The organism is Rhodovulum iodosum (assembly GCF_041020385.1).
GTDB classification, from domain to species: Bacteria; Pseudomonadota; Alphaproteobacteria; order Rhodobacterales; family Rhodobacteraceae; genus Rhodovulum; species Rhodovulum iodosum.
The window spans coordinates 641,808-665,484 of record NZ_JBEHHI010000003.1; the positions used below are offsets into that span (position 1 = coordinate 641,808).

25 protein-coding genes are annotated in these 23,677 nt (G+C 68.9%); 15 read left to right on the plus strand and 10 right to left on the minus strand.

Annotated elements, in window-relative coordinates; genetic code table 11:
- Positions 1 to 81: 81 nt before the first annotated feature.
- Together bktB and Ga0609869_RS17205 are read right to left on the minus strand one after the other, a co-directional pair.
- Entirely contained in the window at positions 82 to 1,251 is a 1,170-nt protein-coding gene (bktB, locus tag Ga0609869_RS17200) for a beta-ketothiolase BktB (protein ID WP_125403470.1), read from the minus strand.
- An 82-nt stretch (positions 1,252 to 1,333) separates the two neighbouring features.
- Positions 1,334 to 1,786 (minus strand): MarR family winged helix-turn-helix transcriptional regulator, encoded by a 453-nt coding sequence (locus Ga0609869_RS17205; protein WP_245972109.1) that lies wholly within the window; start codon positions 1,784 to 1,786, stop codon positions 1,334 to 1,336.
- A 199-nt stretch (positions 1,787 to 1,985) separates the two neighbouring features.
- Between Ga0609869_RS17205 and Ga0609869_RS17210 the strand changes: the two genes are divergently transcribed.
- From Ga0609869_RS17210 to Ga0609869_RS17220, 3 genes are read left to right on the plus strand one after another with little or no spacing between them, the layout of a single operon-like run.
- The gene (locus tag Ga0609869_RS17210; RefSeq protein ID WP_125403469.1) at positions 1,986 to 2,195 is read left to right on the plus strand and encodes a hypothetical protein; all 210 of its coding nucleotides are present in this window, start codon (positions 1,986 to 1,988) and stop codon (positions 2,193 to 2,195) included.
- Positions 2,195 to 3,745, plus strand: coding sequence for an FAD-dependent oxidoreductase (locus Ga0609869_RS17215; protein WP_125403468.1), 1,551 nt, complete (start codon positions 2,195 to 2,197; stop codon positions 3,743 to 3,745). Before Ga0609869_RS17210 ends, Ga0609869_RS17215 begins: the two co-directional genes overlap by 1 nt.
- Positions 3,742 to 3,930, plus strand: a complete 189-nt coding sequence (locus Ga0609869_RS17220) for a DUF2783 domain-containing protein (protein WP_125403467.1) — start codon at positions 3,742 to 3,744, stop codon at positions 3,928 to 3,930. Before Ga0609869_RS17215 ends, Ga0609869_RS17220 begins: the two co-directional genes overlap by 4 nt.
- On the opposite strand, the gene Ga0609869_RS17225 is transcribed toward Ga0609869_RS17220, so the two are convergent.
- Positions 3,927 to 4,427: an Lrp/AsnC family transcriptional regulator gene (locus Ga0609869_RS17225; protein WP_125403466.1), complete on the minus strand. Its 501-nt coding sequence runs from the start codon at positions 4,425 to 4,427 to the stop codon at positions 3,927 to 3,929. The genes Ga0609869_RS17220 and Ga0609869_RS17225 overlap by 4 nt on opposite strands.
- 195 nt (positions 4,428 to 4,622) lie before the next feature.
- On the opposite strand from Ga0609869_RS17225, the gene trxB reads away from it, so the two are divergent.
- Entirely contained in the window at positions 4,623 to 5,594 is a 972-nt protein-coding gene (gene trxB / locus Ga0609869_RS17230) for a thioredoxin-disulfide reductase (protein WP_125403465.1), read from the plus strand.
- Between the two features lie 265 nt (positions 5,595 to 5,859).
- Here trxB and Ga0609869_RS17235 read toward each other — a convergent pair whose 3' ends face one another.
- Positions 5,860 to 6,171 (minus strand): hypothetical protein, encoded by a 312-nt coding sequence (locus Ga0609869_RS17235; RefSeq protein ID WP_125403464.1) that lies wholly within the window; start codon positions 6,169 to 6,171, stop codon positions 5,860 to 5,862.
- 267 nt (positions 6,172 to 6,438) lie between these two features.
- Here Ga0609869_RS17235 and Ga0609869_RS17240 point away from each other — a divergent pair, with 267 nt between their 5' ends.
- Positions 6,439 to 6,876: a lipocalin-like domain-containing protein gene (locus Ga0609869_RS17240; protein WP_211336776.1), complete on the plus strand. Its 438-nt coding sequence runs from the start codon at positions 6,439 to 6,441 to the stop codon at positions 6,874 to 6,876.
- Positions 6,877 to 6,970: 94 nt separating this feature from the next.
- On the opposite strand, the gene Ga0609869_RS17245 is transcribed toward Ga0609869_RS17240, so the two are convergent.
- The gene (locus Ga0609869_RS17245; RefSeq protein WP_125403463.1) at positions 6,971 to 8,632 is read right to left on the minus strand and encodes a thiamine pyrophosphate-binding protein; all 1,662 of its coding nucleotides are present in this window, start codon (positions 8,630 to 8,632) and stop codon (positions 6,971 to 6,973) included.
- Between the two features lie 122 nt (positions 8,633 to 8,754).
- Between Ga0609869_RS17245 and Ga0609869_RS17250 the strand changes: the two genes are divergently transcribed.
- Together Ga0609869_RS17250 and Ga0609869_RS17255 are read left to right on the plus strand one after the other, a co-directional pair.
- The gene (locus tag Ga0609869_RS17250) at positions 8,755 to 9,300 is read left to right on the plus strand and encodes an NADPH-dependent FMN reductase (RefSeq protein ID WP_125403462.1); all 546 of its coding nucleotides are present in this window, start codon (positions 8,755 to 8,757) and stop codon (positions 9,298 to 9,300) included.
- Between the two features lie 38 nt (positions 9,301 to 9,338).
- Positions 9,339 to 10,145, plus strand: coding sequence for an HTD2 family dehydratase (locus tag Ga0609869_RS17255; RefSeq protein WP_125403461.1), 807 nt, complete (start codon positions 9,339 to 9,341; stop codon positions 10,143 to 10,145).
- An 87-nt stretch (positions 10,146 to 10,232) separates the two neighbouring features.
- On the opposite strand, the gene Ga0609869_RS17260 is transcribed toward Ga0609869_RS17255, so the two are convergent.
- Positions 10,233 to 11,282, minus strand: coding sequence for an NAD(P)/FAD-dependent oxidoreductase (locus tag Ga0609869_RS17260; RefSeq protein ID WP_125403460.1), 1,050 nt, complete (start codon positions 11,280 to 11,282; stop codon positions 10,233 to 10,235).
- Between the two features lie 30 nt (positions 11,283 to 11,312).
- Between Ga0609869_RS17260 and mnmC2 the strand changes: the two genes are divergently transcribed.
- The gene (gene mnmC2, locus Ga0609869_RS17265; protein WP_125403459.1) at positions 11,313 to 12,008 is read left to right on the plus strand and encodes a tRNA (5-methylaminomethyl-2-thiouridine)(34)-methyltransferase MnmC2; all 696 of its coding nucleotides are present in this window, start codon (positions 11,313 to 11,315) and stop codon (positions 12,006 to 12,008) included.
- Positions 12,005 to 12,868, plus strand: a complete 864-nt coding sequence (locus tag Ga0609869_RS17270) for a DMT family transporter (RefSeq protein WP_125403458.1) — start codon at positions 12,005 to 12,007, stop codon at positions 12,866 to 12,868. Before mnmC2 ends, Ga0609869_RS17270 begins: the two co-directional genes overlap by 4 nt.
- On the opposite strand, the gene Ga0609869_RS17275 is transcribed toward Ga0609869_RS17270, so the two are convergent.
- Positions 12,869 to 14,791 carry a lytic transglycosylase domain-containing protein gene (locus Ga0609869_RS17275; RefSeq protein WP_125403457.1) on the minus strand — a complete coding sequence of 641 codons (1,923 nt, stop codon included), beginning with the start codon at positions 14,789 to 14,791 and terminating at the stop codon, positions 12,869 to 12,871.
- A gap of 162 nt (positions 14,792 to 14,953) precedes the next feature.
- Between Ga0609869_RS17275 and dapA the strand changes: the two genes are divergently transcribed.
- Positions 14,954 to 15,829, plus strand: coding sequence for a 4-hydroxy-tetrahydrodipicolinate synthase (dapA, locus tag Ga0609869_RS17280; RefSeq protein ID WP_125403456.1), 876 nt, complete (start codon positions 14,954 to 14,956; stop codon positions 15,827 to 15,829).
- 14 nt (positions 15,830 to 15,843) lie between these two features.
- Positions 15,844 to 16,308: an SAM-dependent methyltransferase gene (locus Ga0609869_RS17285; RefSeq protein ID WP_245972107.1), complete on the plus strand. Its 465-nt coding sequence runs from the start codon at positions 15,844 to 15,846 to the stop codon at positions 16,306 to 16,308.
- A gap of 6 nt (positions 16,309 to 16,314) precedes the next feature.
- On the opposite strand, the gene Ga0609869_RS17290 is transcribed toward Ga0609869_RS17285, so the two are convergent.
- Positions 16,315 to 16,746, minus strand: coding sequence for a DUF4399 domain-containing protein (locus Ga0609869_RS17290; RefSeq protein WP_125403455.1), 432 nt, complete (start codon positions 16,744 to 16,746; stop codon positions 16,315 to 16,317).
- A 116-nt stretch (positions 16,747 to 16,862) separates the two neighbouring features.
- On the opposite strand from Ga0609869_RS17290, the gene smpB reads away from it, so the two are divergent.
- The 3 genes from smpB (at position 16,863) to Ga0609869_RS17305 (ending at position 19,457) form a co-directional block, all read left to right on the plus strand.
- Entirely contained in the window at positions 16,863 to 17,339 is a 477-nt protein-coding gene (gene smpB / locus Ga0609869_RS17295; protein WP_125403454.1) for an SsrA-binding protein SmpB, read from the plus strand.
- Between the two features lie 76 nt (positions 17,340 to 17,415).
- On the plus strand, positions 17,416 to 18,273 hold the full coding sequence (gene sseA, locus Ga0609869_RS17300) for a 3-mercaptopyruvate sulfurtransferase (protein WP_125403453.1): 858 nt from the start codon (positions 17,416 to 17,418) through the stop codon (positions 18,271 to 18,273).
- Positions 18,273 to 19,457 (plus strand): amino acid aminotransferase, encoded by a 1,185-nt coding sequence (locus Ga0609869_RS17305; RefSeq protein ID WP_125403452.1) that lies wholly within the window; start codon positions 18,273 to 18,275, stop codon positions 19,455 to 19,457. The genes sseA and Ga0609869_RS17305 overlap by 1 nt, the downstream gene beginning before the upstream one ends.
- An 81-nt stretch (positions 19,458 to 19,538) precedes the next feature.
- Here the strand turns inward: Ga0609869_RS17305 and Ga0609869_RS17310 are convergent, their stop codons facing one another.
- Both Ga0609869_RS17310 and Ga0609869_RS17315 read right to left on the minus strand, forming a co-directional pair.
- Complete coding sequence (locus Ga0609869_RS17310) at positions 19,539 to 20,867, minus strand: ammonium transporter (RefSeq protein WP_125403451.1); 1,329 nt, start codon at positions 20,865 to 20,867, stop codon at positions 19,539 to 19,541.
- Between the two features lie 35 nt (positions 20,868 to 20,902).
- Positions 20,903 to 21,241, minus strand: coding sequence for a P-II family nitrogen regulator (locus Ga0609869_RS17315; protein WP_125403450.1), 339 nt, complete (start codon positions 21,239 to 21,241; stop codon positions 20,903 to 20,905).
- A gap of 262 nt (positions 21,242 to 21,503) precedes the next feature.
- On the opposite strand from Ga0609869_RS17315, the gene Ga0609869_RS17320 reads away from it, so the two are divergent.
- Complete coding sequence (locus tag Ga0609869_RS17320; protein WP_125403449.1) at positions 21,504 to 23,660, plus strand: transglycosylase domain-containing protein; 2,157 nt, start codon at positions 21,504 to 21,506, stop codon at positions 23,658 to 23,660.
- The last annotated feature ends 17 nt before the right edge of the window (positions 23,661 to 23,677 follow it).

Sequence of the window (23,677 nt, forward strand, 5' to 3'; positions counted from 1 at the left end):
GGCGAAAATACCCCAACCGCGCGCCCTCAGGCGCGCAAACCCTCAGGTGCGGCCCCGCAAGGGGCCTCCTTCAGACAGGCGTCACATCCGCTCCAGCGCCAGCGCGATGCCCTGCCCGCCGCCGATGCACATGGTCACCAGCGCCCGCTGTCCGCCGATCCGCCGCAACTCGTAAAGCGCCTTGACGGTGATGATCGCGCCGGTCGCCCCCACCGGGTGGCCCAGCGCGATGGCGCCGCCATTGGGGTTGACCCGCGCCGGGTCGAGGCCCAGCGCCGCGCTCACCGCCAGCGCCTGGGCGGCGAAGGCCTCGTTGCTTTCGATCACGTCGAAATCCCCGACATCCAGCCCGGTCTTCGCACAGAGCGCCTCGACCGCGGGCACCGGGCCGATGCCCATCACCTCGGGGGCGACGCCGGCATGGGCATAGCCCAAAATCCGCGCCAGCGGCGTGCCGCCCGCCGCCGCGCCCTCGCGCGCCAGCACCAGCGCCGCGGCCCCGTCGTTAAGGCCGCTGGCATTTCCTGCGGTCACCGTGCCGTCCCGCGCGAACGCGGGTCTCAGGCCCGCCAGCGCCTCGGCCGTGGTCGGCTTGGGGTGCTCGTCGGTATCGAAACTCAGGGTCTCGCGGCGGCGCTGCACCTCGACCGGCACGATCTCGTCGGTAAAACGCCCCGCCGCGATGGCCTCTGCCGCCCGGCGCTGGCTTTCCAGCGCAAAGCCATCCTGCGCCTCGCGGGTGATCGCGTGGGCGCGGGCCACGTTCTCGGCGGTCACCCCCATATGCCCGGTGCCGAAGGGGCAGCTGAGCGTGCCCAGCATCATGTCGGCGGCGCCCGCATCGCCCATCTTCTGGCCCCAGCGCGCGGCGGGCAGGATATGGGGCGCCCGGCTCATGCTTTCCGCCCCGCCGGCCAGCGCCAGCTCCGCATCGCCCAGCATCAGCGCCTGCGCGGCCGAGACAATGGCCTGCACGCCCGACCCGCACAGCCGGTTGACGTTCATCGCCGGCGTGGTCTCGGGGATGCCGGAAGCCATGGCGGCGACGCGGCTGAGATACATGTCGCGCGGCTCGGTGTTGATGACATGGCCAAAGGCAACATGGCCGATGTCGGCGCCCTCTATCCCGGCGCGGCCCAGCGCCGCGCGGGCCGCCACCGCGGCCAGCTCGATCGGCGGCACACCCGCCAGGCTGCCCCCGAACGTGCCGACGGCGGTGCGCGCCGCCCCCAGTATGACGATGCCGGTCATGATGGTTCTCCTCCCGTGCAGCCGCTCCGATCTGTCGCAGGCTTAGGCGTCGCGGACCCGCCGGGCAAGCGCAAGGGTGCGCTCAGCCCGCGCCGGGCGCCTCGCGTATCATCGAACGCATCGCCTCGCGCACGGCCGGCCCCTTGGCGCCCAGGCGGCGCAAGAGGTCGCGCTGGAACTGCAGCGCGACCGGCAACAGCTCGGCCACCAGCGCCCGGCCCGTGGCGGTCAGTTCCAACTCGACCAGGCGGCGGTCGCCGGGGTTCTCGCGCTTGGTGACATATCCAGCCTGCTCCAGCCGCGCGGCCGCGCGCGAGATCTTGGATTTGTCCATGTCCACGCAGGCATGGATCTCGCGCACGCTGACCGCAACGGCCCGCGACAGATGCGCCAGCACCCGCCACTCGGCGATGGAAATGCCAAAATCGCGCCGGAACCGCTCGGCAAAGCTGCGGCTCACCTGGTTGGCGGCCACGCAAAGCTGATAGGGGAGGAATTCGTCCAGCAAGAAGGTATCGGTCGGCTCGATATTCACCTACGGCCCTTTCTGCCATCCGCCCGTTTCGGCAACCTTGTTGCGGCTGCAACGAGTGCGTCAATAGGGCAAATGCGCCGCGCCCGGCCTCCGCAGCAGCGACAAAAAGCGACAAAAAACAGGTTGCAGCGCAGGCCCCGCTCAGGGATTTTAGGCTCCAACAAAGGATAACAATAAAGAACCGGTGTGGGAGACAATCATGAGCAAGGGCCCTGAAAGGGGCGAGTTGCGGCTCCGCCTGGGCATCGGCCTTGCGGGTCTGGCCGCGGTTCTCGGTACGCTCGCGATCAAGGGTATCGACGGGGCCTCGGGCGTCGAGGTTTTCGCCATTCTGGGCCTGTTCTTCGGCGGCACCGCGGTGTGGAGCGCGCGCGCGCTGTCGCGGCGCGGCCGGACGGAGGACGACTGATGCCCTACGACTATCGGTCCTACCCCTATGTCGCGCCCCCGGGCCTGACCGCGCCCGAGCCCCGGCACAAGGTGGTCGTCGTGGGTGCCGGGCCGATCGGGCTGGCGATGGCGCTGGAGCTGGCCAATCACGGGGTGGCCTCGGTTGTCCTCGACGACAACAACGTCGTCTCGATGGGCTCTCGCGCGATCTGCTGGTCCAAACGCAGCCTGGAGATCTTCGACCGGCTGGGCATCGGCGACAAGGTACTGGCCAAGGGCGTGACCTGGAGCGTCGGCCGCATCTGCCACGGCGACGACGAGATATTTCACTTCGACCTGGAACGCGAACCGGGGCAGAAGATGCCGCCCTTCGTGAACCTCCAGCAATATTACGTCGAAGAGTTCCTGGTCGATCGGGCGATGGATCACCCCCTTGTCGATCTGCGCTTCAAGAACCGCGTCACCGCGCTCGACCAGGGCGAAGACACCGCCCATGTCACGGTCAAGACACCGGACGGCAGCTACGGCCTCAAGGCCGACTACGTGCTGGCCTGCGACGGCGCGCGTTCGACGCTGCGCGCGATGCTCGGCCTCGATTTCGAGGGCGAGCTGTTCGAGGAACGCTTCCTCATCGCCGATGTCGAGATGGAGGCCGATTTCCCCTCGGAACGCTGGTTCTGGTTCGAGCCCACCTTCCACGACGGGCAATCCGCGCTGTTGCACCGGCAGGCCGACAACATCTACCGCATCGACCTGCAACTGGGCTGGGACGCCGACCCGGATGAAGAAAGGAAACCCGAAAACGTCGTCCCCCGCGTGGAAAAGCTGGTGGGCCCCGATTTCGAGCTGGACTGGGTCAGCATCTACAGCTTCCAGTGCCGCCGGCTGAAGACCTTCGTCCATCACCGGGTGATCTTCGCGGGCGACAGCGCGCATGTGGTATCGCCCTTCGGCGCGCGCGGCGGCAATGGCGGGATGCAGGATGTCGACAACCTGGGCTGGAAACTGGCCGCGGTCCTTCACGGGCGCGCGCCCCGGACCCTGCTCGACAGCTATGACCGCGAGCGCGTCTTCGGCGCCGACGAGAACATCGCGCAATCCTCCCGCGCCACCCGCTTCATGACGCCCGCACCGGGGGTCGAGCGGCTGTTCCGCGACCAGGTTCTGGCGCTCGCCGGCAAGGCCGCGTTCGCGCAGGGCTGGGTCAATTCGGGGCGGCTGTCCACCCCGTGCGTCTATCCCGGCCTCGGCCCCGACGACCCGCACCTGCCCGCGCTGACCCGCCCCGGCAGCGTGGCGGTGGACGCGCCCCAGGGCAATCGCTGGCTGCTCGACACGCTGGGCGGCACCGTCAAGCTCCTGGCGGTCAACTGCACGGCCCCCGAGGGGCTGGAGGCCGAAACCGTCGCGGCAGAGTTGAACGACGAGGTGCAAAGGCGCTATCTTGGCGAAGCGGAGCAGGCGCTCTACCTCGTGCGCCCCGATCAGGTGATCGCCGCGCGTTGGGTCGAGCCCGAGCGCCGCAAGATCGCCACCGCGATCCGCGCGCTCTGGGAGGGCCGGCCATGAAGCTGATCGACACCCCCAATCTCGATGACCATGACGCGTTCTACGCCGAGTTGCTGGCGGCCCATCGCGGGCTGAGCGAGGCACAGAGCCACGCGCTGAACGCCCAGCTCATCCTGATCCTGGCCAATCATATCGGCGATCGCGAGGTGTTGAGCGAGGCGCTGGCGCTGGCGCGCAAGCGCTAGGCCGACCGCCCCAGCCGCTCTTCCAGCACCTCGAACGGCACGCCGGGCATGTCCTTGGCGCAGCGGATCACCAGCGAGGTCTTGACGCTGGCCACGTTCTCGGCCGCCGTCAGCTTTTCGGTCAGAAAGTTCTGGAATGTCGACAGGTCGGGGGCCACGCATTTCAGGATGAAATCCACCTCGCCGTTGAGCATGTGGCACTCCCGCACCAGCGGCCAGGCCCGGCACCGTTCCTCGAATTTGCTCAGGTCGGCCTCGGCCTGGCTTTGCAGCCCCACCATCGCGAAGACCTGCACCTCGAAGCCCAGCTCGCGGATGTCGACATCGGCATGGTAGCCGCGGATGAACCCCGCCTCCTCGAGCGTGCGCACCCGGCGCAGGCAGGGGGGCGCCGAAATACCCACCCGTCGGGCGAGTTCCACGTTGGTCATACGCCCGTCGGCCTGCAACTCGGACAGGATCTTGCGGTCGATCTGGTCGAGTTTCGCGCCGGCCATTTCTGCTCTCCCGAGGATTTTTGCGGATAATAGGCTCAGCCCGAAACCTGCGCAATAATATTTCACCGTTGCGCAAGATTTTTAAAGGCACACTCCGGAAACGACCTGCCGCCCGGCCCGCGCCGGGGCTTTCGCATATCCGCCGGTCGCATTATATCGTCCGGACCAGACGGGGTTTGCAGGAAAGAGTCGGCTATGGGCGAGACACGGCATTGCAGGGTACTGATCATCGGGTCCGGCCCGGCAGGCTATACCGCGGCGGTCTATGCCGCGCGGGCCATGCTGGAGCCGGTGCTGATCCAGGGCATCCAGCCCGGCGGGCAGCTGACCATCACCACCGAGGTCGAGAACTGGCCCGGCGAGACCGAGATCCAGGGCCCCGAACTGATGCAAAACATGGAGGCCCATGCCCGCGCCATGGGCGCCGAGGTGATCTCCGACTACATTTCCCGGCTTGACCTCGCCACCCGGCCCTTCACCGCCGAGGCCGACAGCGGCACGACCTTCACCGCCGATGCGGTGATCCTGGCCACCGGCGCCCAGGCGAAATGGCTGGGCCTGCCGTCGGAGGAGAAGTTCAAGGGCTTCGGCGTGTCGGCCTGCGCCACCTGCGACGGGTTCTTCTACCGCGGGCAGGAGGTCGTGGTGATCGGCGGCGGCAACGCGGCGGTCGAAGAGGCACTGTTCCTGACAAATTTCGCCTCCAAGGTCACGCTGATCCACCGCCGCGACGAGCTGCGCGCCGAAAAGGTGCTGCAACACCGGCTCTTCAACCACCCCAAGGTCGAGATCCTGTGGGACCACGTCCTCGACGAGGTGCTGGGCAGCCAGGACCCCCTCGGGGTCGAGGGCGTGCGCGTCAAGCACACCCAGACCGGCGCGGCGCGCGAGGTGCCCTGCAAGGGGGTCTTCATCGCCATCGGCCACGCGCCGGCCTCGGAACTGGTGGTCGACCAGCTCGACACCCATATGGGCGGCTACGTCGTCACCCAGCCCGACAGCACCGCCACCTCGGTGCCCGGCGTCTTCGCCGCGGGTGACCTGACCGATCACAAGTACCGGCAGGCCGTCACCTCCGCCGGCATGGGATGCATGGCCGCGCTCGAGGCCGAACGCTTCCTCGCAGAGCAGGAGGCCGCCGAGGCGCCGCAAAAGACCGGCACCTGAACGGCCACCACCCCGCCCCAGGCGCCGGACAACGGCGCGGGCCGCCCGGACAATCCGGCCGCCCCGCGCGCGATCGCTCCGGACGTCCCCCTGCCCGGGGCTTCTTCTGGCCGGAAATATCCCGGGGGTCCGGGGGCAGGGCCCCCGGCCGTTGCCGGCCCGGCGATGCCCTGTCATCGGCTCTCCGCGAGCGCGTGGAGAGCCCACCCTACGATCAATCCCGGCGTCCCTGGCGTTCCGGCTCTCCGCGCGCGCATGGAGCGCCCTACCCGCCGGGGCACAGCACCCGCGCCGTCATCAGCGCCGGGTCGCCCTTCAGCGTGCCTGCACGCACCCGGCAGCCTGTCGTCCGCTCCATCGCCTGCACGCCCCGTGTCATCACGCCCGCGCGGCGCTCCCGGTTCAGCCGGATCGCCTGCACGTCCTCGCCCCGCTGGCGCACGGCGAAGCTCGACCCGTCCACCGTGACCGGCCGGGCCGGGATATGGGCAAATCCCGGCCCGGGGCTGTCGCACGCCCCGAGGCCGAGGCAAAGCGCAAGGGCCGCTCGTGCCCCCAGTGTCTTCACTCCGCTCATCGCTCCCGACTGCCAGCACATGGTTAACGAAAGATTGAGGAAAACCGCCACCCGACCGCTAATCCCTGCACTGCTTCCCCGCCTCGCCACGCGCGGGCGGCCTGTCGGTCACCGTCTTCATGTCTCTTACCTTGAGGGGTCAGGCATCCCGGCCAGCCGGGCAGGCGCCCGGGCGGGCCAATCACCCGGATCCCGAAACCCCGTGTCGCGCCGCGCGAAACCGGGCTACCCTGAACCAGGTTTCATGGCAGAAGGACGGGCAGTCAGATGGATACGCGCGACACCGGCAACGCCGCCCTGATCGGTTCCTGGAAGATGGTCTCCTGGACGCGCGAGGTCGTGGAAACCGGCGCGGTATCGGATGTCCTCGGCCCGGCGCCGATCGGTTACATCGCCTACCATGCCGATGGCAGGATGATGGCCACGGTCTTCAGCCGATCGCGCCCGGCAGGAACGGGCGCGCCGCTGCGGACCGAGCAAAAGGCCCGGCTCTTCGACACGATGCTGGCCTACGTCGCGGCCTACACATTGGAAGAGGATCGCGTGATCCACCATGTCGAGGCCGCGTGGAACCCGGACTGGGAGATCGACCTCTCGCGCCCCTTCACGCTCGATGGCGACAGGCTTTTCATCAGCGGCGCTCCGAATGTCGACCCCCTGACAGGCGAAGACGTCCTCTACCGGATGGAGTTCACCAAGGTCTGAGCGATGCCCGGCGGCGCCCCGGCCATGGCGCCGAGAGCGCCGGACCGGCAGCCGCCGCCATTCAAAGCGCGCGCGCGGCGTAAGGGCCGCCCCGCTAGGTCGCTCCTCCGGCGCCCAACGCCCGCGTCTGGCTCAGCGTCAGCCCGGTGCTCAGTGCCTCGGGGTCGAGCATCAGTTCGATCACCGCCGGGCGGCCCGCCTCCAGCGCCCTCTCCAGCGCCGGGGCGAACGCGGCCTGGTCTGTCACCGTCTCGCCATGCGCGCCATAGGCCCGCGCCAGCATCGCGTAATCGGGGTTGACCAGATCGGTGCCGCTCACCCGCCCCGGATAGGTCTTTTCCTGGTGCATCCGGATCGTGCCGTAGCGCCCGTTATTGGCCACGATCACCACCACGTTCGCCCCGTGCTGCACCGCCGTCGACATCTCGTTCAGCGTCATCTGGAAACAGCCGTCGCCGGCCAGGCAGATCACCGGGCGGTCGGGATGCTCCAGCTTGGCCGCGATGGCGGCGGGGAAGCCATAACCCATCGACCCTGATGTCGGCGCCACCTGGCTGCGGAACCCCTTGAAGCGGAAATAGCGGTGCAGGAAGGCCGCGTAATTGCCCGCGCCGTTGGTCAGGATCGCGTCGTCCGGCAGATGGCCCGACAGCCACGCGACGACCTGTTCCAGCTTTACCGCGCCGGGGGTTTCCTGCGGGGTGCTCCAGGCCTCGTATTCCGCCCGCGCTTCATGTGTCCAGCCGTCCCACGGGCCGGGATGGCCGGGATGGGCAGCCAGCGCGGCCAGCATCGCCGGCGCGCTCAGCGCGATGCCGGGATCGGGGCGATAGACGCGGCCCAGCTCGTCCGGGTCGGGGTGGACATGGACGATGCGCTTGCCCGGATCGCCGGGGTCGATCAGCGCATAGCCGTTCGTCGCGGTGTCGCCCAGCCGCGTGCCCAGCGCCAGCACAACGTCGGCGGCCTTCAGCCGCGCGCCCAGTTTCGGGTTCATCCCGACACCCAGGTCGCCGACGTAATGGCCATGGCGGTTATCCATGTAATCCTGCCGGCGAAAGGTCGCCGCGACAGGCAGATCGAAGGTTTCGGCAAAGCCCGCGAGGTTGGCCGCCGCGCTGCGCGACCAGTGCGGCCCGCCCACCACAACCAGAGGCCGCTCGGCCCGGGCAAGCGCACCGGTGACCGCGGCCAGCTGCGCCTCGCTCGGCGCGGGCGCCAGCGGCGCGGGCGCCGGTATGTCCGCCGCCTCGGCCACGGCGCTGAGAACGTCCTCGGGCAGGGCCAGCACCACCGGGCCGGGCCGGGCCGACTGCGCCACGTGAAAGGCGTGCGAGATATATTCGGGCAGGCGCGCGGTATCGTCCACCTCGGCGGCCCATTTCACCAGCGGCCCGAAAAAGGCGCGGAAATCGACCTCCTGAAACGCCTCGCGGTCGCGGTGGCCCCGCGCGATCTGGCCCACGAAAGCCACCACCGGCGTGCTGTCCTGCCGTGCCACGTGCAGACCCGCCGCCGCGTTCGACGCGCCCGGCCCGCGCGTGACGAACAAGACCCCCGGTGTCCCGGTCAGCTTGCCATGGGCCTCGGCCATCATCGCGGCGCCACCCTCGTGACGGCAGACCACGTTTTCGATGCCCGCGTCGATAAACCCGTCCAACGCCGCCAGAAAGCTTTCGCCCGGAACCGAAAACACCCGCCGCACCCCCTGCAACGCCAGTTGATCGGCCAGGATACGCCCGCCATGCCGTGCCATTCGCTCGTCTCCCTTTGCTCTGCCCCGCGTCGAATCTGCGCCAAGCCGGAGCCTTGGGCAAGGGGCGCCTTGCGCATCGCCTGTCGCGCCATAGCTGAGAGGAAAGCCACAAGGAGGATTTGATGCCGCACCACAGGCTGCTGGGCATATCGGGCTCGCTGAGACAGGGCTCTTACAACACCAAACTGATGCGCGAGGCCGCGCGCCACTTCGACCCCGCCGTTTTCGAAGTGGGCAACCTGCGCTTTCCCCTCTTCGACGAAGACCTCGAAGAGGCCGAGGGCATTCCGCCCGCGGTGCAGACGCTCGCCGACCAGATCGCCGCCGCCGACGCGGTTGTGATCTCGGGCCCCGAATACAACAAATCCGTCACCGGCGTGCTGAAGAACGCGCTCGACTGGGTCAGCCGCACCGACGGCAACCCCTGGAAGGCCAAGCCGGTGGCGATCATGGCCGCGACAGGGGGCCGCGCCGGGGGCGAGCGCACGCAATTCGCGCTCAGGCTCTGCATGGTGCCCTTCCAGCCGCGCATCCTGCAGGGCCCCGAAGTGCTTGTGGGCCGGGCCAAGGACCAGTTCGACGCCGAGGGGCGGCTGGTCAACGAGATCAACGCCAAGGCGCTGGCCGGGCTGATGGACGCGCTCAAGGCCGAGATCGCCCGCGGCTGAGGCTTGTCCATGCCGCGGGCGGGGCCTAGCGTGGCGCCATGCATCCCGCCACCGGCCAGACCCGCACCCTCACCGACCCGCTAGACCCCGCGCGCGCCGCCGCGCTGCACGCCACGCTGGGCTTGCCGGGGCCGGCGCCGGCGGCGGGCGACCCGCTGCCGCCGTTTTTCCACCAGGTCTATTTCTGGGACGCTCTGCCGCCGGCGCGGCTGGGACGCGACGGACACCCGAAACTTGGCGAATTCATCCCCGATCTGGGCCTGCCCCGGCGGATGTGGGCCGGCGGGCGGCTGACCTTCACCGCGCCGCTGCGCGCCGGCCAACCCGCCGAACGCCGCACCACCATCGAAACCATCGCCGAGAAAACCGGGCGCACCGGCCCGCTGGCCTTCGTCACCCTGCGCCACGACATCGTCCAAGGCGGCCGGCTCTGCGTGAGCGAGCACCAGAACCTCGTCTACCGCCAGGACCCCGACCCGGCCGCGCCCAGCCCCGCGCCGCCGCCCGCGCCCGAGGGCGCCGAGCAAACCCACGCGGTCGGCTTTTCGCCAACGCTGCTCTTCCGCTACTCCGCGCTCACCTTCAACGGCCACCGCATCCATTACGACCGCGACTATGCGCGCGATGTCGAGGGCTATGCGGGCCTCGTCGTCCATGGCCCCCTGCTGGCCCAGCTGCTGATGCTAATGGCAGAAGAGCGCGGGCCGCTGGCCGGCTTCGCCTTTCGCGCCACCGCGCCGCTGATCGACACCGAAACCGCCACGCTGGCGCGCCGCGAAAACCGCCTCTGGGTCGCCGGCCCCGATGGCCGGCTCTGCATGGAGGCCGACGCCACCCCCGCCTGATCCGCGCGCGCACCCACCGCTTCTTCTGGCAGGAAATATCCCCGCCGGAGGCGTCGCAACGCCGCCATCGGGCCTGCCGCCCGAGGCTCAGAGGTTGTCGGCCACCCGAAACCCCTCGGGTATTGCCCCGTCCCGCCCGTCCAGCACCAGGTCGGCCATCACGGCGGCCACCTTCGGGGCCATGCCGATGCCGATCTTGAAACCGCCATTGGCGATGAAATGCCCCGGCCGTCCGGGCCAGCCCCCCAGCATCGGCGCGATGCTCCTGGCGCGGGGCCGCACGCCCGCCCACCGCTCGATCACCTCTGCCGCCGCCAGCGCCGGGCAGACCGCCCGCGCCCGCGCGATCACGTCGTCGAGCCGGGCGTCGGTGCTGTGGGGCACCTCGAATTCCCGCTCGGTGGTCGAGCCTACGGCGACCGTGCCATCCCCGTGGGGAACGATCAGCACGCCATCGGCATAGATCTGCGGTGCATCGCGCGCCGCGTGGGCCAGCACCGCCGCCTGTCCCTTGACCCCGCTGCCCAACGCCCGGCCCAGATCGGCCGAAAGCGCGGCCAGCCCCTGATACCCGGTGGCCCAGATCACCTTGCCCTCGACCGGCCCCTCTGCGCCGGTCGCCACCGCGCCGCCCAGCGCCTCGACCGCGCGCGCCAGCGCCGCGCAGGCCGCGCGGGGCGCGATGCGCGCGCTCAGCGTGTCGTGGATCAGCAGCCCCGTGGGCGAGGCCGGCGCGAAGGGCCCCGCCGCTTTGGCCGGCACCACGCGCCAGTCGGCCCGCCGCTGCCACAGCGCGGCGGCCTCCCCGGCCCTCGCCTCGGCCCGGGCCAGCGCCGCGTCATCGGCGATCGGCTGGTAGCGGCCCAGCCGCGCATAGCCGGTGGACATTCCCGATTGCGCCTCGACCCCGTCCCAAAAGTCCTGCGCCATCAACAGGCTGTCCAGCTGGAACGCCTTTTTCGGGTTCCACCGCTCGGGCACGTGGGGCGAGAGCGCGCCGACCGGCGTGCCGCTGGCGCCGGCGGCGACGTGGTACCACTCCACCACCCGCACCCGCGCCCCGCGGCGGGCGCATTCATAGGCCGTGGCCAGCCCGAACACGCCTGCACCCATCACCGTCACGTCGGCCATTGCCATTTCGTGCGCCCTTTCCCATGCTCGCCGCCCATGGGTGTAGGCCACGAAACCGACGAGAACCAGACCGCTGCGCTGGACTGGCGCGCAGGCGGCGTTCCGGTCTCTGCGCGCTTCGACGATCCCTATTTTTCGATCGCCGACGGGCTGGCCGAAACCCGGCATGTGTTTCTCGGCGGCAACGGGTTGCCCGGCCGCTTTCGCCCCGGCTTTCACATTGCCGAGCTGGGCTTTGGCACCGGGCTGAACATGCTGGCCGCGCTGATCGCCTGGCGGCAAGGCGGCCAGGCGGGCCCCTTGCGTTTCACCAGCTTCGAGGCCTTCCCGATGGCGGCGGCCGACATCGACAGGGCGCTGACCGCCTTTCCCGAGGCGCACGCCGTCGCCGGCCCGCTGCTGACCGCGTGGCGGGCGGGCGCGCGGCGCGTGGAATCGCCCGACCTGATCGCCGAGGTGATCGTCGGCGACGCGCGCGCCACCCTGCCGCGCTGGCCGGGCCGGGCCGATGCCTGGTTTCTCGACGGGTTCGCGCCGGCGAAAAACCCCGAGCTGTGGGAGCCCGCGCTTTTGGCCGAGGTCGCCCGCCGCACCGCGCCGGGCGGCAGTGCCGCGACCTATAGCGCCGCCGGCGCCGTGCGCCGGGCGCTCGCCGCCGCGGGCTTTGCGGTCGAGCGTCGCGCAGGCTTTGGCCGCAAGCGCCATATGACCGTGGCGAGCCTGCCGGCATGACCGAGCAGAACACCCGCCTCGGAATCGCGCTGATGGTCGCCACGACCTTCGTCTTCTCCATCCAGGACGGCATCTCGCGCCACCTTGCGGGCGAATACAACGTGCTGATGGTGGTGATGATCCGCTACTGGTTCTTCGCGGCCTTCGTCATCGCCGTGGCCGCGCGCAAGGCGGGCGGCATCGGCGCCGCGGCGGCCACGCGCCAGCCGCTGATGCAGGCGTTCCGCGGGTTCCTTCTGGCAGCCGAGATCTGCGTGATGGTGGCGGGGTTCGTGGCCCTTGGGCTGGTGGAAAGCCACGCGGTCTTTGCCTGCTACCCCTTGCTGATCGCCGCGCTTTCGGGCCCGGTACTGGGCGAAAAGGTGGGCTGGCGGCGCTGGGCGGCGATCGCGGTGGGGTTCGTGGGCGTGCTGATCATCCTGCAGCCGGGGTTTCGCGTCTTCGCCCCCGCCGCGCTGATCCCGCTGGCGGCGGCCTTGATGTTCGCGCTTTACGGGCTGCTGACCCGCTATGTCGCCCGCGCCGACAGCGCCGCGACAAGTTTCTTCTGGACGGGCACCACCGGCGCGGTGGCGATGACCGCCGTCGGCCTGTGGGTCTGGCAGCCGATGACGGCGGCCGACTGGGGCTGGATGGGCCTTTTGTGCATCACCGGGGCCTTTGGGCATTTCCTGCTGATCAAGACCTACGAACTGGCCGAGGCCAGCGCGGTGCAGCCCTTTGCCTACCTTCAGCTCGTCTTCGCCTCGGCGCTTGGGCTCTTGGTGTTCGGCGAGACGCTCAGGCTGAACGTCATGCTGGGCGCCGGGCTGGTGATCATTGCGGGGCTGTTCACGCTCTGGCGCGAACGTCGGGCGTGATCAGCGCGCGGCAAGCTCGTCGGTGAACCGGATCGGCCCGGTCTCGCCGCTCAGCCGCGCCCGGTAGACCGGCAGCGATTCCGACACGCGCATCACGTAGTTGCGGGTTTCGCGGAACGGGATCATCTCGATCCAGTCCACCACGTCGGTGCCCGCCATGCGCGGGTCGCCGCGGTCCTCCACCCAGCGCCGCGCGCGGCTGGGCCCGGCGTTGTAGGCCGCCGCGACCAAAAGCGGGTTCGGGCCGAACTCCTCGACCAGCTGCGCCAGGTACGCCCCCCCGAGCCGCGCGTTGTACTCCGGATCGGTCAGGAGCGCGGCGCTGGAATAGGGCGCGCCCACCTTGCGTGCCATCGCCTCGGCGGTGCGCGGCATCAGCTGCATCAGCCCGCGCGCGCCGGCGCCGCTGGTCACGACGGGGTCGAACTCACTTTCGCGCCGGGCGATGGCCAGCACCAGTTCGGTGTCCACCGGGTGCCGGGCGCGGGCCAGATCGGTGACCGGGAAATACGCCCTGGGCATCACGTTGCCCTGCCCCGCGGCCACCTTGGCGATGCGCACCGCGATATGCGGATCGTCCAGCGACAGCGCGAGCCCGGCAAGTTGCCGCTGGCCATCGGCCCGTGCGGTCTCGGCCAGGTGGGTGAGGAACCATTCGGCGAGATTGCGCTCGCCCGCGCGGTGGAACAAGACCGCCGCCTCCAGCACCGAAGAATCGGCAAAGGATGCCTCGCGCCAGTCGGGATAGACCTCTTGCCCGGTCAGCGCCGGGTCGAGCGGCAGGCCGGCGCGTTCGGCGGCGAGCAGGCCGTAAAAAGCGGTCTGGTGCTGGCCCGCACGGGCATAGGCCGCCTGCGCCTCGTCACCCCGGCCCAACGCCTCCAGCGCGCGGCCCTGCCAATAGCCCGCACGGCCGAGGCTGATGGGCGTTTCCACCGCCGCCGCGAACCTGTCGAAATGCCCCAGCGCGGTTTCCGCGTCCCCGAGCTGGCGCAGCGCGACAAAGCCCGCCAGCCATTCGAGATCGGCATAGGCCGAGCCCTCGCTCAGGTGATGCCGGGCGGCCAGACGGTAGGCCAGCGCGCCGTCATCCGCGCGCATCGCCCGGCGCGCATAGATGCGCCGCCAATTGGACCAGAGTTCGGGCTGGCCCAGCCCCTCGGCCGTCGCGCTGCGCGCGACGAGCAGCGCGATCGCGTCGTCTTGCAGCCCCTTGCGGGTGCGCCATAGAAACCGCTCGTAGGCAAGGCCGGCGTCGTCCGCCAGCGCCCCCGGCACCGCGGCGATGCGCGCGTCCACGCCGGGCGCCCTGGCCCTGAGCGCCAGCCGCGCCTCGGCCAGCGCCTGCCAGCCCGCAGGCACCAGCGGCAGCATCCGGCGGGCCGAGGCCTCTTCGCCCTGCCAGAGCATGGCGTCGATGCGCGCCGTGTGATGCGCCGCCAGAAGTTGCGGGAACCGCGACAGCAGCGCCACCTGCGCACCGGAACTCAACGGCATGCTCCGCCAGGTCAGCACCGCCAGCGCCTCGGCGTCGCCCACCTGGCCCAGCGCCGCATGGGCCTGCACCAGCCGCAGCGCGCCATTGCCGGTGATCGGCCGGCGCCCGGCGAAGAACGCGACCACCTCTTCGGCCGCCGCATCGGCGGGGATGGCCGCCTCGGCCCGGGCCCGGATGCGGTCTAGCCCCGGCCAGTCGCCGTTGCGGGAGAGGAAGGCGCTGTAATCGGCAAAGCTGCCCTCGCCAGCCCGCAAGAATCGCCATTCGACGATGTCGCGGGCAACCTGGCCGCCGGCCAGCCGGCGCGCCGCGACCCAGTTGTCGGCGCGCACCTCGCGCATCGCCAACTCAAGCGGCGTCTGGGCAGGCGCGGGCGACACGACGGCGAGCGTCAGGACCGGCAGGAGGGCAAGCAAAAGACGCATCGGCAATCTGGGCTGGGCAGGTTGCAATCTTGTCTCACGGGCGGCGGGCGGGGGGCAACTCACAAACTTGGCAACCGGCACCGGGCGCTATAGGGTCCGGCGCGCTGTGCGGGCGCTGAGTCGCGCGCGTCGCGTGAAACCAACAACGTAGAGGAGCGTGTCATGATCAAAGGGTCCCTTCCAGCCCTGGTGACGCCGTTCAAACACGGCGCCGTGGATCTCGACACGCTCAAAGAGCTGATCGAGTGGCACCTCGACGAGGGCACGCACGGCTTCGTGCCCGTCGGGACCACCGGCGAAAGCCCCACCCTGACCCATGCCGAGCACGAGACGGTGATCGAAGAGGTGGTCAGGGCCGTCGACGGCCGCGTGCCGGTGATCGCCGGTGCGGGCTCGAACAACACGCAGGAAGCTATCCGCTTCATGCAGCATGCCGAAAAGGTGGGGGCCGATGCTGCGCTGGTGGTCACGCCCTATTACAACAAGCCCACCCAGGCCGGGATGATCGCGCATTTCACCGCGCTGCACGACTGCTGCAAGCTGCCGATCATCATCTACAACATCCCGCCGCGCTCGGTCGTCGACATGATCCCCGAGACCATGGCGGAGCTGGCCAAGCTGCCCCGCATCATCGGGGTCAAGGACGCGACGGGCGATCTGGCGCGGGTGCCCAAGCAGCGGATGGCCTGCGGCCCCGACTTCCTGCAACTGTCGGGCGAGGATGCGACAGCGCTGGGATTCAACGCGCATGGCGGCAAGGGCTGCATCTCGGTCACGGCCAACGTCGCGCCCAGACTCTGCGCCCAGTTCCAGGAGGCGACGCTGGCCGGTGACTACGGACGCGCACTGGACCTGCTGGACAAGCTGATGCCGCTGCATATCGCGATCTTTCTAGAGCCGGGGGTGGCCGGGGCCAAATACGCGATGTCGCGGCTGGGCAAATGCACCGAAGAGGTACGCTCGCCGCTGGTCACTCTGACGGAGGGCACCAAGGCCAAGATCGACGACGCGATGCGCCACGCGGGGCTGTTGAACTGAGCGGGGAGAAACCCTTGCGCCCCGGCGAGATCGTCGCCGAGGGGCTGGCCCCGCCCGCGGGGCCGGTGCTGCGCTTTGTCGGGCGCATCCGCACGCCCTGGGGGCCGGGCGAGTGCCCCAAGAATATCGGCAAGGCGCGGGAAACCGGCCGCGGCGCCCGGGTCGAACTGGACCCGGCCTTCGCGCCGGCGCTATTGGGGCTCGAGATCGGCCAGCCGGTGGTGCTGCTCTACTGGTTGCACGAGGCGCGGCGCGACCTGCTGCGGCAAAGCCCGCGTCACATCGACGGCACGCGCGGCACCTTTGCCCTCCGATCCCCGAACCGGCCCAACAGCATCGGGCTGGCGACCGTGCGCATCACCGCGCTGGACGGCGCCGCCGGGACGCTGGGGATCGACGCGATCGACTGTTTCGACGGCACGCCGCTGCTGGATATCAAGCCCTGGTTGGAACGGGTGGACCTGCCCCCCGCCCCCTAGACTGCCCTATTCCACCGTGATCGTGACCACCTCGGACCGCACCGGCGGGTCGTGCGGAATATGGTTTGCGTCGCCCAGCAGCAGCCACAGATCATGCGTGCCCGGCGCGATATCCAGCGTGACCTCGGTCTGACCGCCGCCGAAATGGATGTGGTTGTCATCCGCCGGCACGCCCTGGGTGTAATCGACCGCGTCGGGGGCAATGTCGATGATCAGGTGGTGATGGCCGGTCATGTCGCTATCCACCCCGGCCGGGGCGACGCCCATGCCCTCAAGCCCGAAGCGGATGGTGACGGGCGAGGCGACGGTGGCACCGTCCTCGGGCGCGATGATATAGGCGCTGGCGCCCTCTGGCGCCGGGGTGCGTTCCTGCGCAGCCGCCGAAAACGTGCCGCCGGCCAACAGGGCTGCAACGACCAATGCCTTGTGAAATCCCATGACAGACCTCCCTTCCTGTCTGTTTCGTATGAACAAGAGGGTAGCGCCGGACCGCCGCGGATCAATTGCGCCCACGCCTTTCAACCGGTCACGCTTTCGCCTATATGCGCTGCACCATGGCCAAACCGAAGTCAGACCCCAATTACAAGGTGATCGCCGAAAACCGGCGGGCGCGCTACGATTACGCCATCGAGGAAGACCTCGAATGCGGGATCATGCTGCAGGGCTCGGAGGTCAAGTCGCTGCGCGCGAACGGCGCCAATATCGCCGAAAGCTATGCCTCGGTCGAGAATGGCGAGCTGTGGCTCATCAACGGCTATGTCCCGCCCTACGACCAGGCCAAGACCTGGGGCCACGACGAACGGCGCCGCCGCAAGCTGCTGGTCTCGCGCCGCGAACTGGCGAAGCTGTGGTCCGACACCCAGCGCAAGGGCTATACGCTGGTGCCGCTGGTGCTCTATTTCAATCACAAGGGCATCGCCAAGCTCAAGATCGGCATCGCCAAGGGCAAGAAGACCCAGGACAAGCGCGCGACCGAGGCCAAGCGCGACTGGCAGCGGCAGAAACAGCGCCTGCTCAAGGAGCATGGCTGACGGCCCCGGCCTTGCCAGCACGCGCGCCCCGTTCTAAGGGAAAGAAAATTACACCGATGCCCGCCGGAGGTTTGCCATGGCTCACGACGATCCGAAAACGCTTGTCTCGACCGACTGGCTGGCGGCGCATCTGAAAGACCCCGACCTGCGTATCCTCGACGGCTCGTGGTACCTGCCGCCGATGGGCCGCGACGGGCGCGACGAGTATGATGCCGCCCACATCCCCGGCGCGCGCTTTTTCGATATCGAAGAGATTTCCGACCAGCGCTCGGACATTCCCCATATGGCGCCCCCGATGGAAAAGTTCATCAGCCGGATGCGGGCCATGGGCGTGGGCGACGGGCACCAGGTGGTGGTTTATGACGGCGCCGGGCTGTTCTCGGCGGCGCGCGTTTGGTGGACCTTCCGCCTGATGGGCAAGACCGACATCGCGGTTCTCGACGGCGGCTTTCCCAAGTGGCAGGCCGAGGGCCGCCCGGTCGAGGATCTGCCGCCGATCCTGCGCGACCGTCACATCACCGTGCAGCGCCAGGCGCACCTGGTAAAGGACGTCACGCAGGTCGCCGCGGCGTCGAAGCTGGGCGATTACGAGATCGTCGATGCCCGCAGCCCCGGCCGCTTTGTCGGCGACGAACCCGAGCCGCGGCCCAACCTGCGCTCGGGCCACATCCCGGGCGCGAAAAACGTGCATTTTGCGACGCTGTTGAACGACGATGGCACGATGAAATCGCCCGAGGCGCTGCGCGCAATCATCGAGGCCGCGGGGGTGGACCTGAAAAAACCCGTGATCACCTCCTGCGGCTCGGGCGTGAATGCGGCGATACTGAACCTCGCGCTCGAGATCATCGGCCACCGAAATCACGCGGTCTATGACGGCGCCTGGACCGAATGGGGCATGTATAACGACCTGCCCGTCGCCACCGGACCGGCCTGATGCTGGAGCGCCTTCAGCCGCGCGCGCCCGACAAGATCATCGGCCTGATGCAGGCCTTTCGCAACGACCCGAGGCCCGACAAGATCGACCTCGGCGTCGGCGTCTATCGAGATGCGGCGGGCCTTACCCCGGTGATGCGCGCCGTCAAGGCCGCCGAGCGCCAGCTCTGCGACACGCAAACCACCAAGAGCTATACCGCGCTGACCGGCGACCCGGCCTTTCTGCAGGCGATGGCCGGCCTCGTGCTCGGCGCCGCCGCCGCGCCCGAGCGGCTGGCGATGGCCGCCGCGCCGGGCGGCACCGGCGCGCTGCACATCGCGCTGGCGCTGGTGCGGCTGGCCAGCCCCGGCGCGCGGGTCTTCGTGCCCGACCCCTCGTGGCCCAACCATGCCGCCATTGCCGACGCGCTGGGGCTGACACGGGTGCCCTACCGCTATTACGACGCCGCGGCGCAGACGGTCGACGAGGCCGGGATGCTGGCCGACCTGGCGCAGGCGGGTCCGGGCGACGTTGTGCTGGTGCATGGCTGCTGTCACAACCCCACCGGCGCCGATCTGACCCCGCCCGCCTGGCAGCGCCTTGGCGCCCTTCTGGCCGGGCGCGGCGCGCCTCTCTTGGTGGATCTGGCCTATCAAGGCTTCGGCGACGGGCCGGAGGCCGACGTCGCCGGCCTGCGCGCAATGGCCGAAACCCTGCCCGAGATGCTGATCGCGGTCAGCTGTTCCAAGACTTTCGGGCTCTACCGCGAACGCGTGGGCGCGGTGCTGGCGCTGACCGGCAGCCCCGCGGCGCGCGCCACGGCCGAGGCCAACCTCGCCGCGCTCAACCGCACCACCTATGCCTTTCCGCCCGATCACGGCGCGCGGCTGGCGGGCATGGTGCTGGCAGACCCGGACCTGCGCGCCGACTGGGCGGCAGAGCTGGAGGCGATGCGCACCCGTATCGCGCGGCTGCGCAGCACGCTGGCCGAGGCGCTGACGGCGCAGTCGGGCTCTGACCGGTTCGGCTTTCTCGCCGGGCAGAAGGGGCTGTTCTCGCTTTTGGGGGCGACACCCGATCAGGTGGCCACCCTGCGTGAGACCCACGGCATCTACATGATCGGCGACAGCCGGATCAACCTCGCCGGGCTGTCCGAACAGGACGTGCCGCGGGTGGTCGAGGCGTTTCTGAAGGTCGGCCTTTAGCCGCGCCATGCCTCTCCGTCGCATGCGAAAAGGCCCGGGCGGATGCCCGGGCCTTTCCTGTCACTGCTCTGTCGATCCGGATCAGCCTTTGGCGAATTCCGGATAGGCTTCCATGCCAAGCTCGCCGATGTCGAGGCCCTGGACCTCTTCCTCTTCGCTGACGCGGATACCCATGACAGCCTTGAGGATGAACCAGACCACGGCCGAGGCCACGAAGACGAACACGCCCACGATCACGATCGAGATCAACTGGCCGAAGAGCGACGCGTCGCCGTTGGTCAGCACAACCGCGATGGTGCCCCAGATGCCGGCGAACAGGTGCACCGGGATGGCGCCGACCACGTCGTCGATCTTGAGCTTGTCGAGGAACGGAACCGCGAAGACCACGATCACGCCGCCGATGGCACCGATAATGGTGGCCATGCCCAGACCCGGGGTCAGCGGCTCGGCCGTGATCGACACGAGGCCCGCCAGCGCGCCGTTCAGCACCATGGTGAGGTCCGGCTTGCCGTAAAGCGCCTTGGTCAGGATCAGCGCGGCCAGCGCACCACCCGCCGCGGCGGTGTTGGTGTTGGCGAAGATGCGGCTGATGTCGGCCACGTTACCTGCGGTGTCCATGTAAAGCTGCGAACCGCCGTTGAAGCCGAACCAGCCCATCCACAGGATGAACGTGCCCAGCGTGGCCAGCGGCAGGTTGGCACCCGGCATCGGATGGATTGCGCCCGCCTTGCCGTACTTGCCCAGGCGCGGCCCGAGGATCAGCGCACCGGCCAGAGCGGCCCAGCCACCCACCGAGTGCACGACGGTCGAACCGGCGAAATCGAGGAAGCCGTAGTTGGCGTCAAGGAAGCCGCCGCCCCATTTCCACGAAGCCTGGATCGGGTAGATCAGGCCGGTCAGGACGACCACGAAGATCAGGAACGGCCACAGCTTGATCCGCTCGGCCAGCGTACCCGACACGATCGAGGCCGTGGTGGCGCAGAACATGAGCTGGAAGTAGAAGTCCGAGCCGACCGAGGCGTAGGTGAGGTCGGTTTCGGTGTCGGCGAGGCCGACCGGCTCCATCGACGCGGAACCGAAGGCGCCCAGCACGTTGGTGATCGTCCAGCCGTCGCCGGGATACATCAGGTTGTAGCCGATGAGGTAGTACATCACCGCAGCGATCGAGAAGAGCGAGATGTTCTTCATCAACTGCATTGTGGTGTTCTTCTGGCGCACCAGGCCAGCCTCGAGCATGGTAAAGCCCGCGGCCATCCACATCACCAGAAAGCCGGTGACGAGGAACATGAAGGTGGTGAAGATATAACCGATATCTTCGTTCGGCGGGGTGGTGTCGACCTCTTGCGCGAAGCCGAGCGCGGGCAAAGCCGCCAAAGCCACCGCAAGGGGAAGAAGTTTCTTGATTTGCATCACTGTCGGTCCTTTCTGCAGGAGCGTTGCGGCGTTCAGATGGCGTCTTCGTCGGTCTCGCCCGTGCGGACGCGAACCGCCTGGCTCACATCGAGGACGAAAATTTTGCCGTCGCCGATCTTGTCGGTTTTTGCGGTCGTGGCGATGGTTTCAACCACCTGGTCTGCCATCGCGGCGGGCACCACGATTTCCAGTTTGACCTTGGGCACGAAATTCACGGCATACTCGGCACCGCGATAGATTTCCGTGTGGCCCGATTGCGAGCCAAAGCCCTTGATCTCGGTCACCATCATGCCGCGCACGCCGATGGCGGTGAGGGCCTCCCTCACCTCCTCCAGCTTGAACGGCTTGATTGCAGCAATGATCAGTTTCACGTCAGAACCCTTCCGGTTTGGCAGGTCGCCCTGCGGGGGAATTCACAGCGGCAAGAAGGGGCGGAAGGGGCCAGTGAGGCAATAAACCCCCCGGTGCGACAAATCTCATTTCAAGGGCAAATTGCACATTTTTTGCACATTTCGCATGCGCTGCTTATTTTTTACGCTATTGACAAATCCGCGCTTGGGCGGCTAGCCGCTCCACAAGCGCGCCACGGCACGATAGAGTATCGAAAAAAGGTAAAAGGCAGGCACACGGGCAATGGCAACGCGCAGATCAGGCGGACGCAAACCTCTCGTCGCGGAACGGCGCTATCCGAAAAAGTCGGCGCGCCCCAAAACGCGCAAATCCAAGCGGCGCCCGCCCGCGCGCAAGCGCACGCGGCGCAGCGGCAACTTCGTGACGCGCATCTTTGGGCGGCTTTTCCGCTGGCTGGCGCGACTGGTCTGGCGGCTGGTGTCGCGGCTGGGGCTGGTGACGGCGATTCTGCTCGGCGGTGCGGTGATTTACGTGCAATCCACCCTGCCGCCCATGACCGACCTGCTGGACGGGCGCACCCGCGGGTCGGTGACGATGCTCGACCGGTACGGCGAGGTCTTCGCCTGGCGGGGCGAGCAGTTCGGCGGGCAGATCAGCGCCGACACCGTCGCGCCGGTGCTAAAACACGCAGTGATCGCCACCGAGGACAAGCGGTTCTACCGCCATCCGGGGCTCGACCCGCGCGGCATCGCCAGCGCGATTCGCATCAATCTCAGCGAGGGGCGCGGGCCGCTGTCGGGGCATGGCGGCTCGACCATCACCCAGCAGACGGCCAAATTGCTGTGCCTCGGCGTCAGCTACGACCCGAAGCTCTGGAAGACCGAGGCCGAGTACGAGGCCGATTGCCGGCGGACCACCCTGTGGCGCAAGGCCAAGGAGGCGGTCTTCGCCCTGGCGATGGAGCTGGAATATACCAAGGACGAGATCCTGACGATCTACCTCAACCGGGCCTACCTGGGGGCGGGCGCGCGCGGGTTCGAGGCCGCCGCGCAACGCTATTTCGGCAAGTCGGCCAACCAGGTGAATACCGCAGAGGCGGCGATGCTGGCGGGGCTGTTGAAGGCGCCGACCACCTACGCCCCCACCAACAACCTGCAACGCTCCCGCGACCGGGCCAACCTGGTGATCGGGCTGATGCAGGCGCAGGGCTATCTCGCGGCCACCGATGCCGCGGTCGCCCGCGCCGCACCGGCAGAGCTGTCCGAGGCCGCCGAGGCCCGTGCGGGCGGCTATTTCGCCGACTGGGTGATGGGCGCGGGTCCCGATTTCCTGACCCGCGACACCACCGAGGACGTGGTCATCCGCACCACGTTCGACCCCGATTTGCAGGTCGCCGCCGAGGCCGCGCTGAAAGAGATCTTCGAGACCAAGGTCAAGGACGGGTCCAAGGCCGAAGCGGCGATCCTGGTGATGTCGGCCGACGGGGCGGTGCGTGCCATGGTGGGCGGGCGCAACACCGCCGTGGGCGGCTTCAACCGTGCGACAATGGCGCTGAGGCAGACCGGCTCGGCGTTCAAGCCGTTCGTCTACGCCGCCGCGCTCGACCTCGGCTTCACCCCCAACGCCACCGTGGTGGACGAGCCCATCACCCTGAACGTGCCCGGCTCGGGGCCCTATTCGCCCGAGAATTACGACCACAAGTTCCGCGGCCGGGTGACGCTGGCCGAGGCGTTGCAGCATTCGCTGAACGTGCCTGCCGTCCGGGTGGCCGATTCGGTGGGGCTGGAGAACGTGCGCCGTGTGGCGTCCGATTTCGGCATCGAAAGCGATCTGGCAGCGGGGCCGGCGCTGGCCCTCGGCGCCTCGGAATCGACGCTGATCGAAATGACCGGTGCCTATGCGGGCATCCTGAACGGCGGCCGGTCGGTCACGCCCTACGGCCTGGTCGAGCTGCGCCTGCAAGGCGAGAACACGTCCCTGATGGACCAGTCGGGCGGCATGGGCGAACGGGTGATTTCCGAACGCGCCGCGCAAAGCCTGACCTACATGATGCACCGCGTGGTCGAGGCCGGCACTGGCCAGCGGGCCAAGCTGCCCGGCCGCCAGGCGGCGGGAAAGACCGGCACCACCTCGGCCGCGCGCGACGCCTGGTTCGTCGGGTTCACCGCCGACTACGTGACGGGCATCTGGATGGGCTATGACGACAACACGCCGCTGAGGGGCGTGACCGGGGGCGGCCTGCCGGCCGAGATCTGGCACGAGACGATGGTTCGCGTGCACGAGGGGCTGCCGCCGCGGCCGTTGCCGATGCTGGTGCCGCAAGAGCCCCAAGGGCCGGTGCCGGACCGCCGCGCCCCGCGGCAGCAGCGAGCGCCCGACAATGCCGCCGAGCGCGTGCTGCGCGATGTGCTGGGCACGCTTTTGGGCGGCAACCGCTAGCGGCCGCCGCCCGGTCG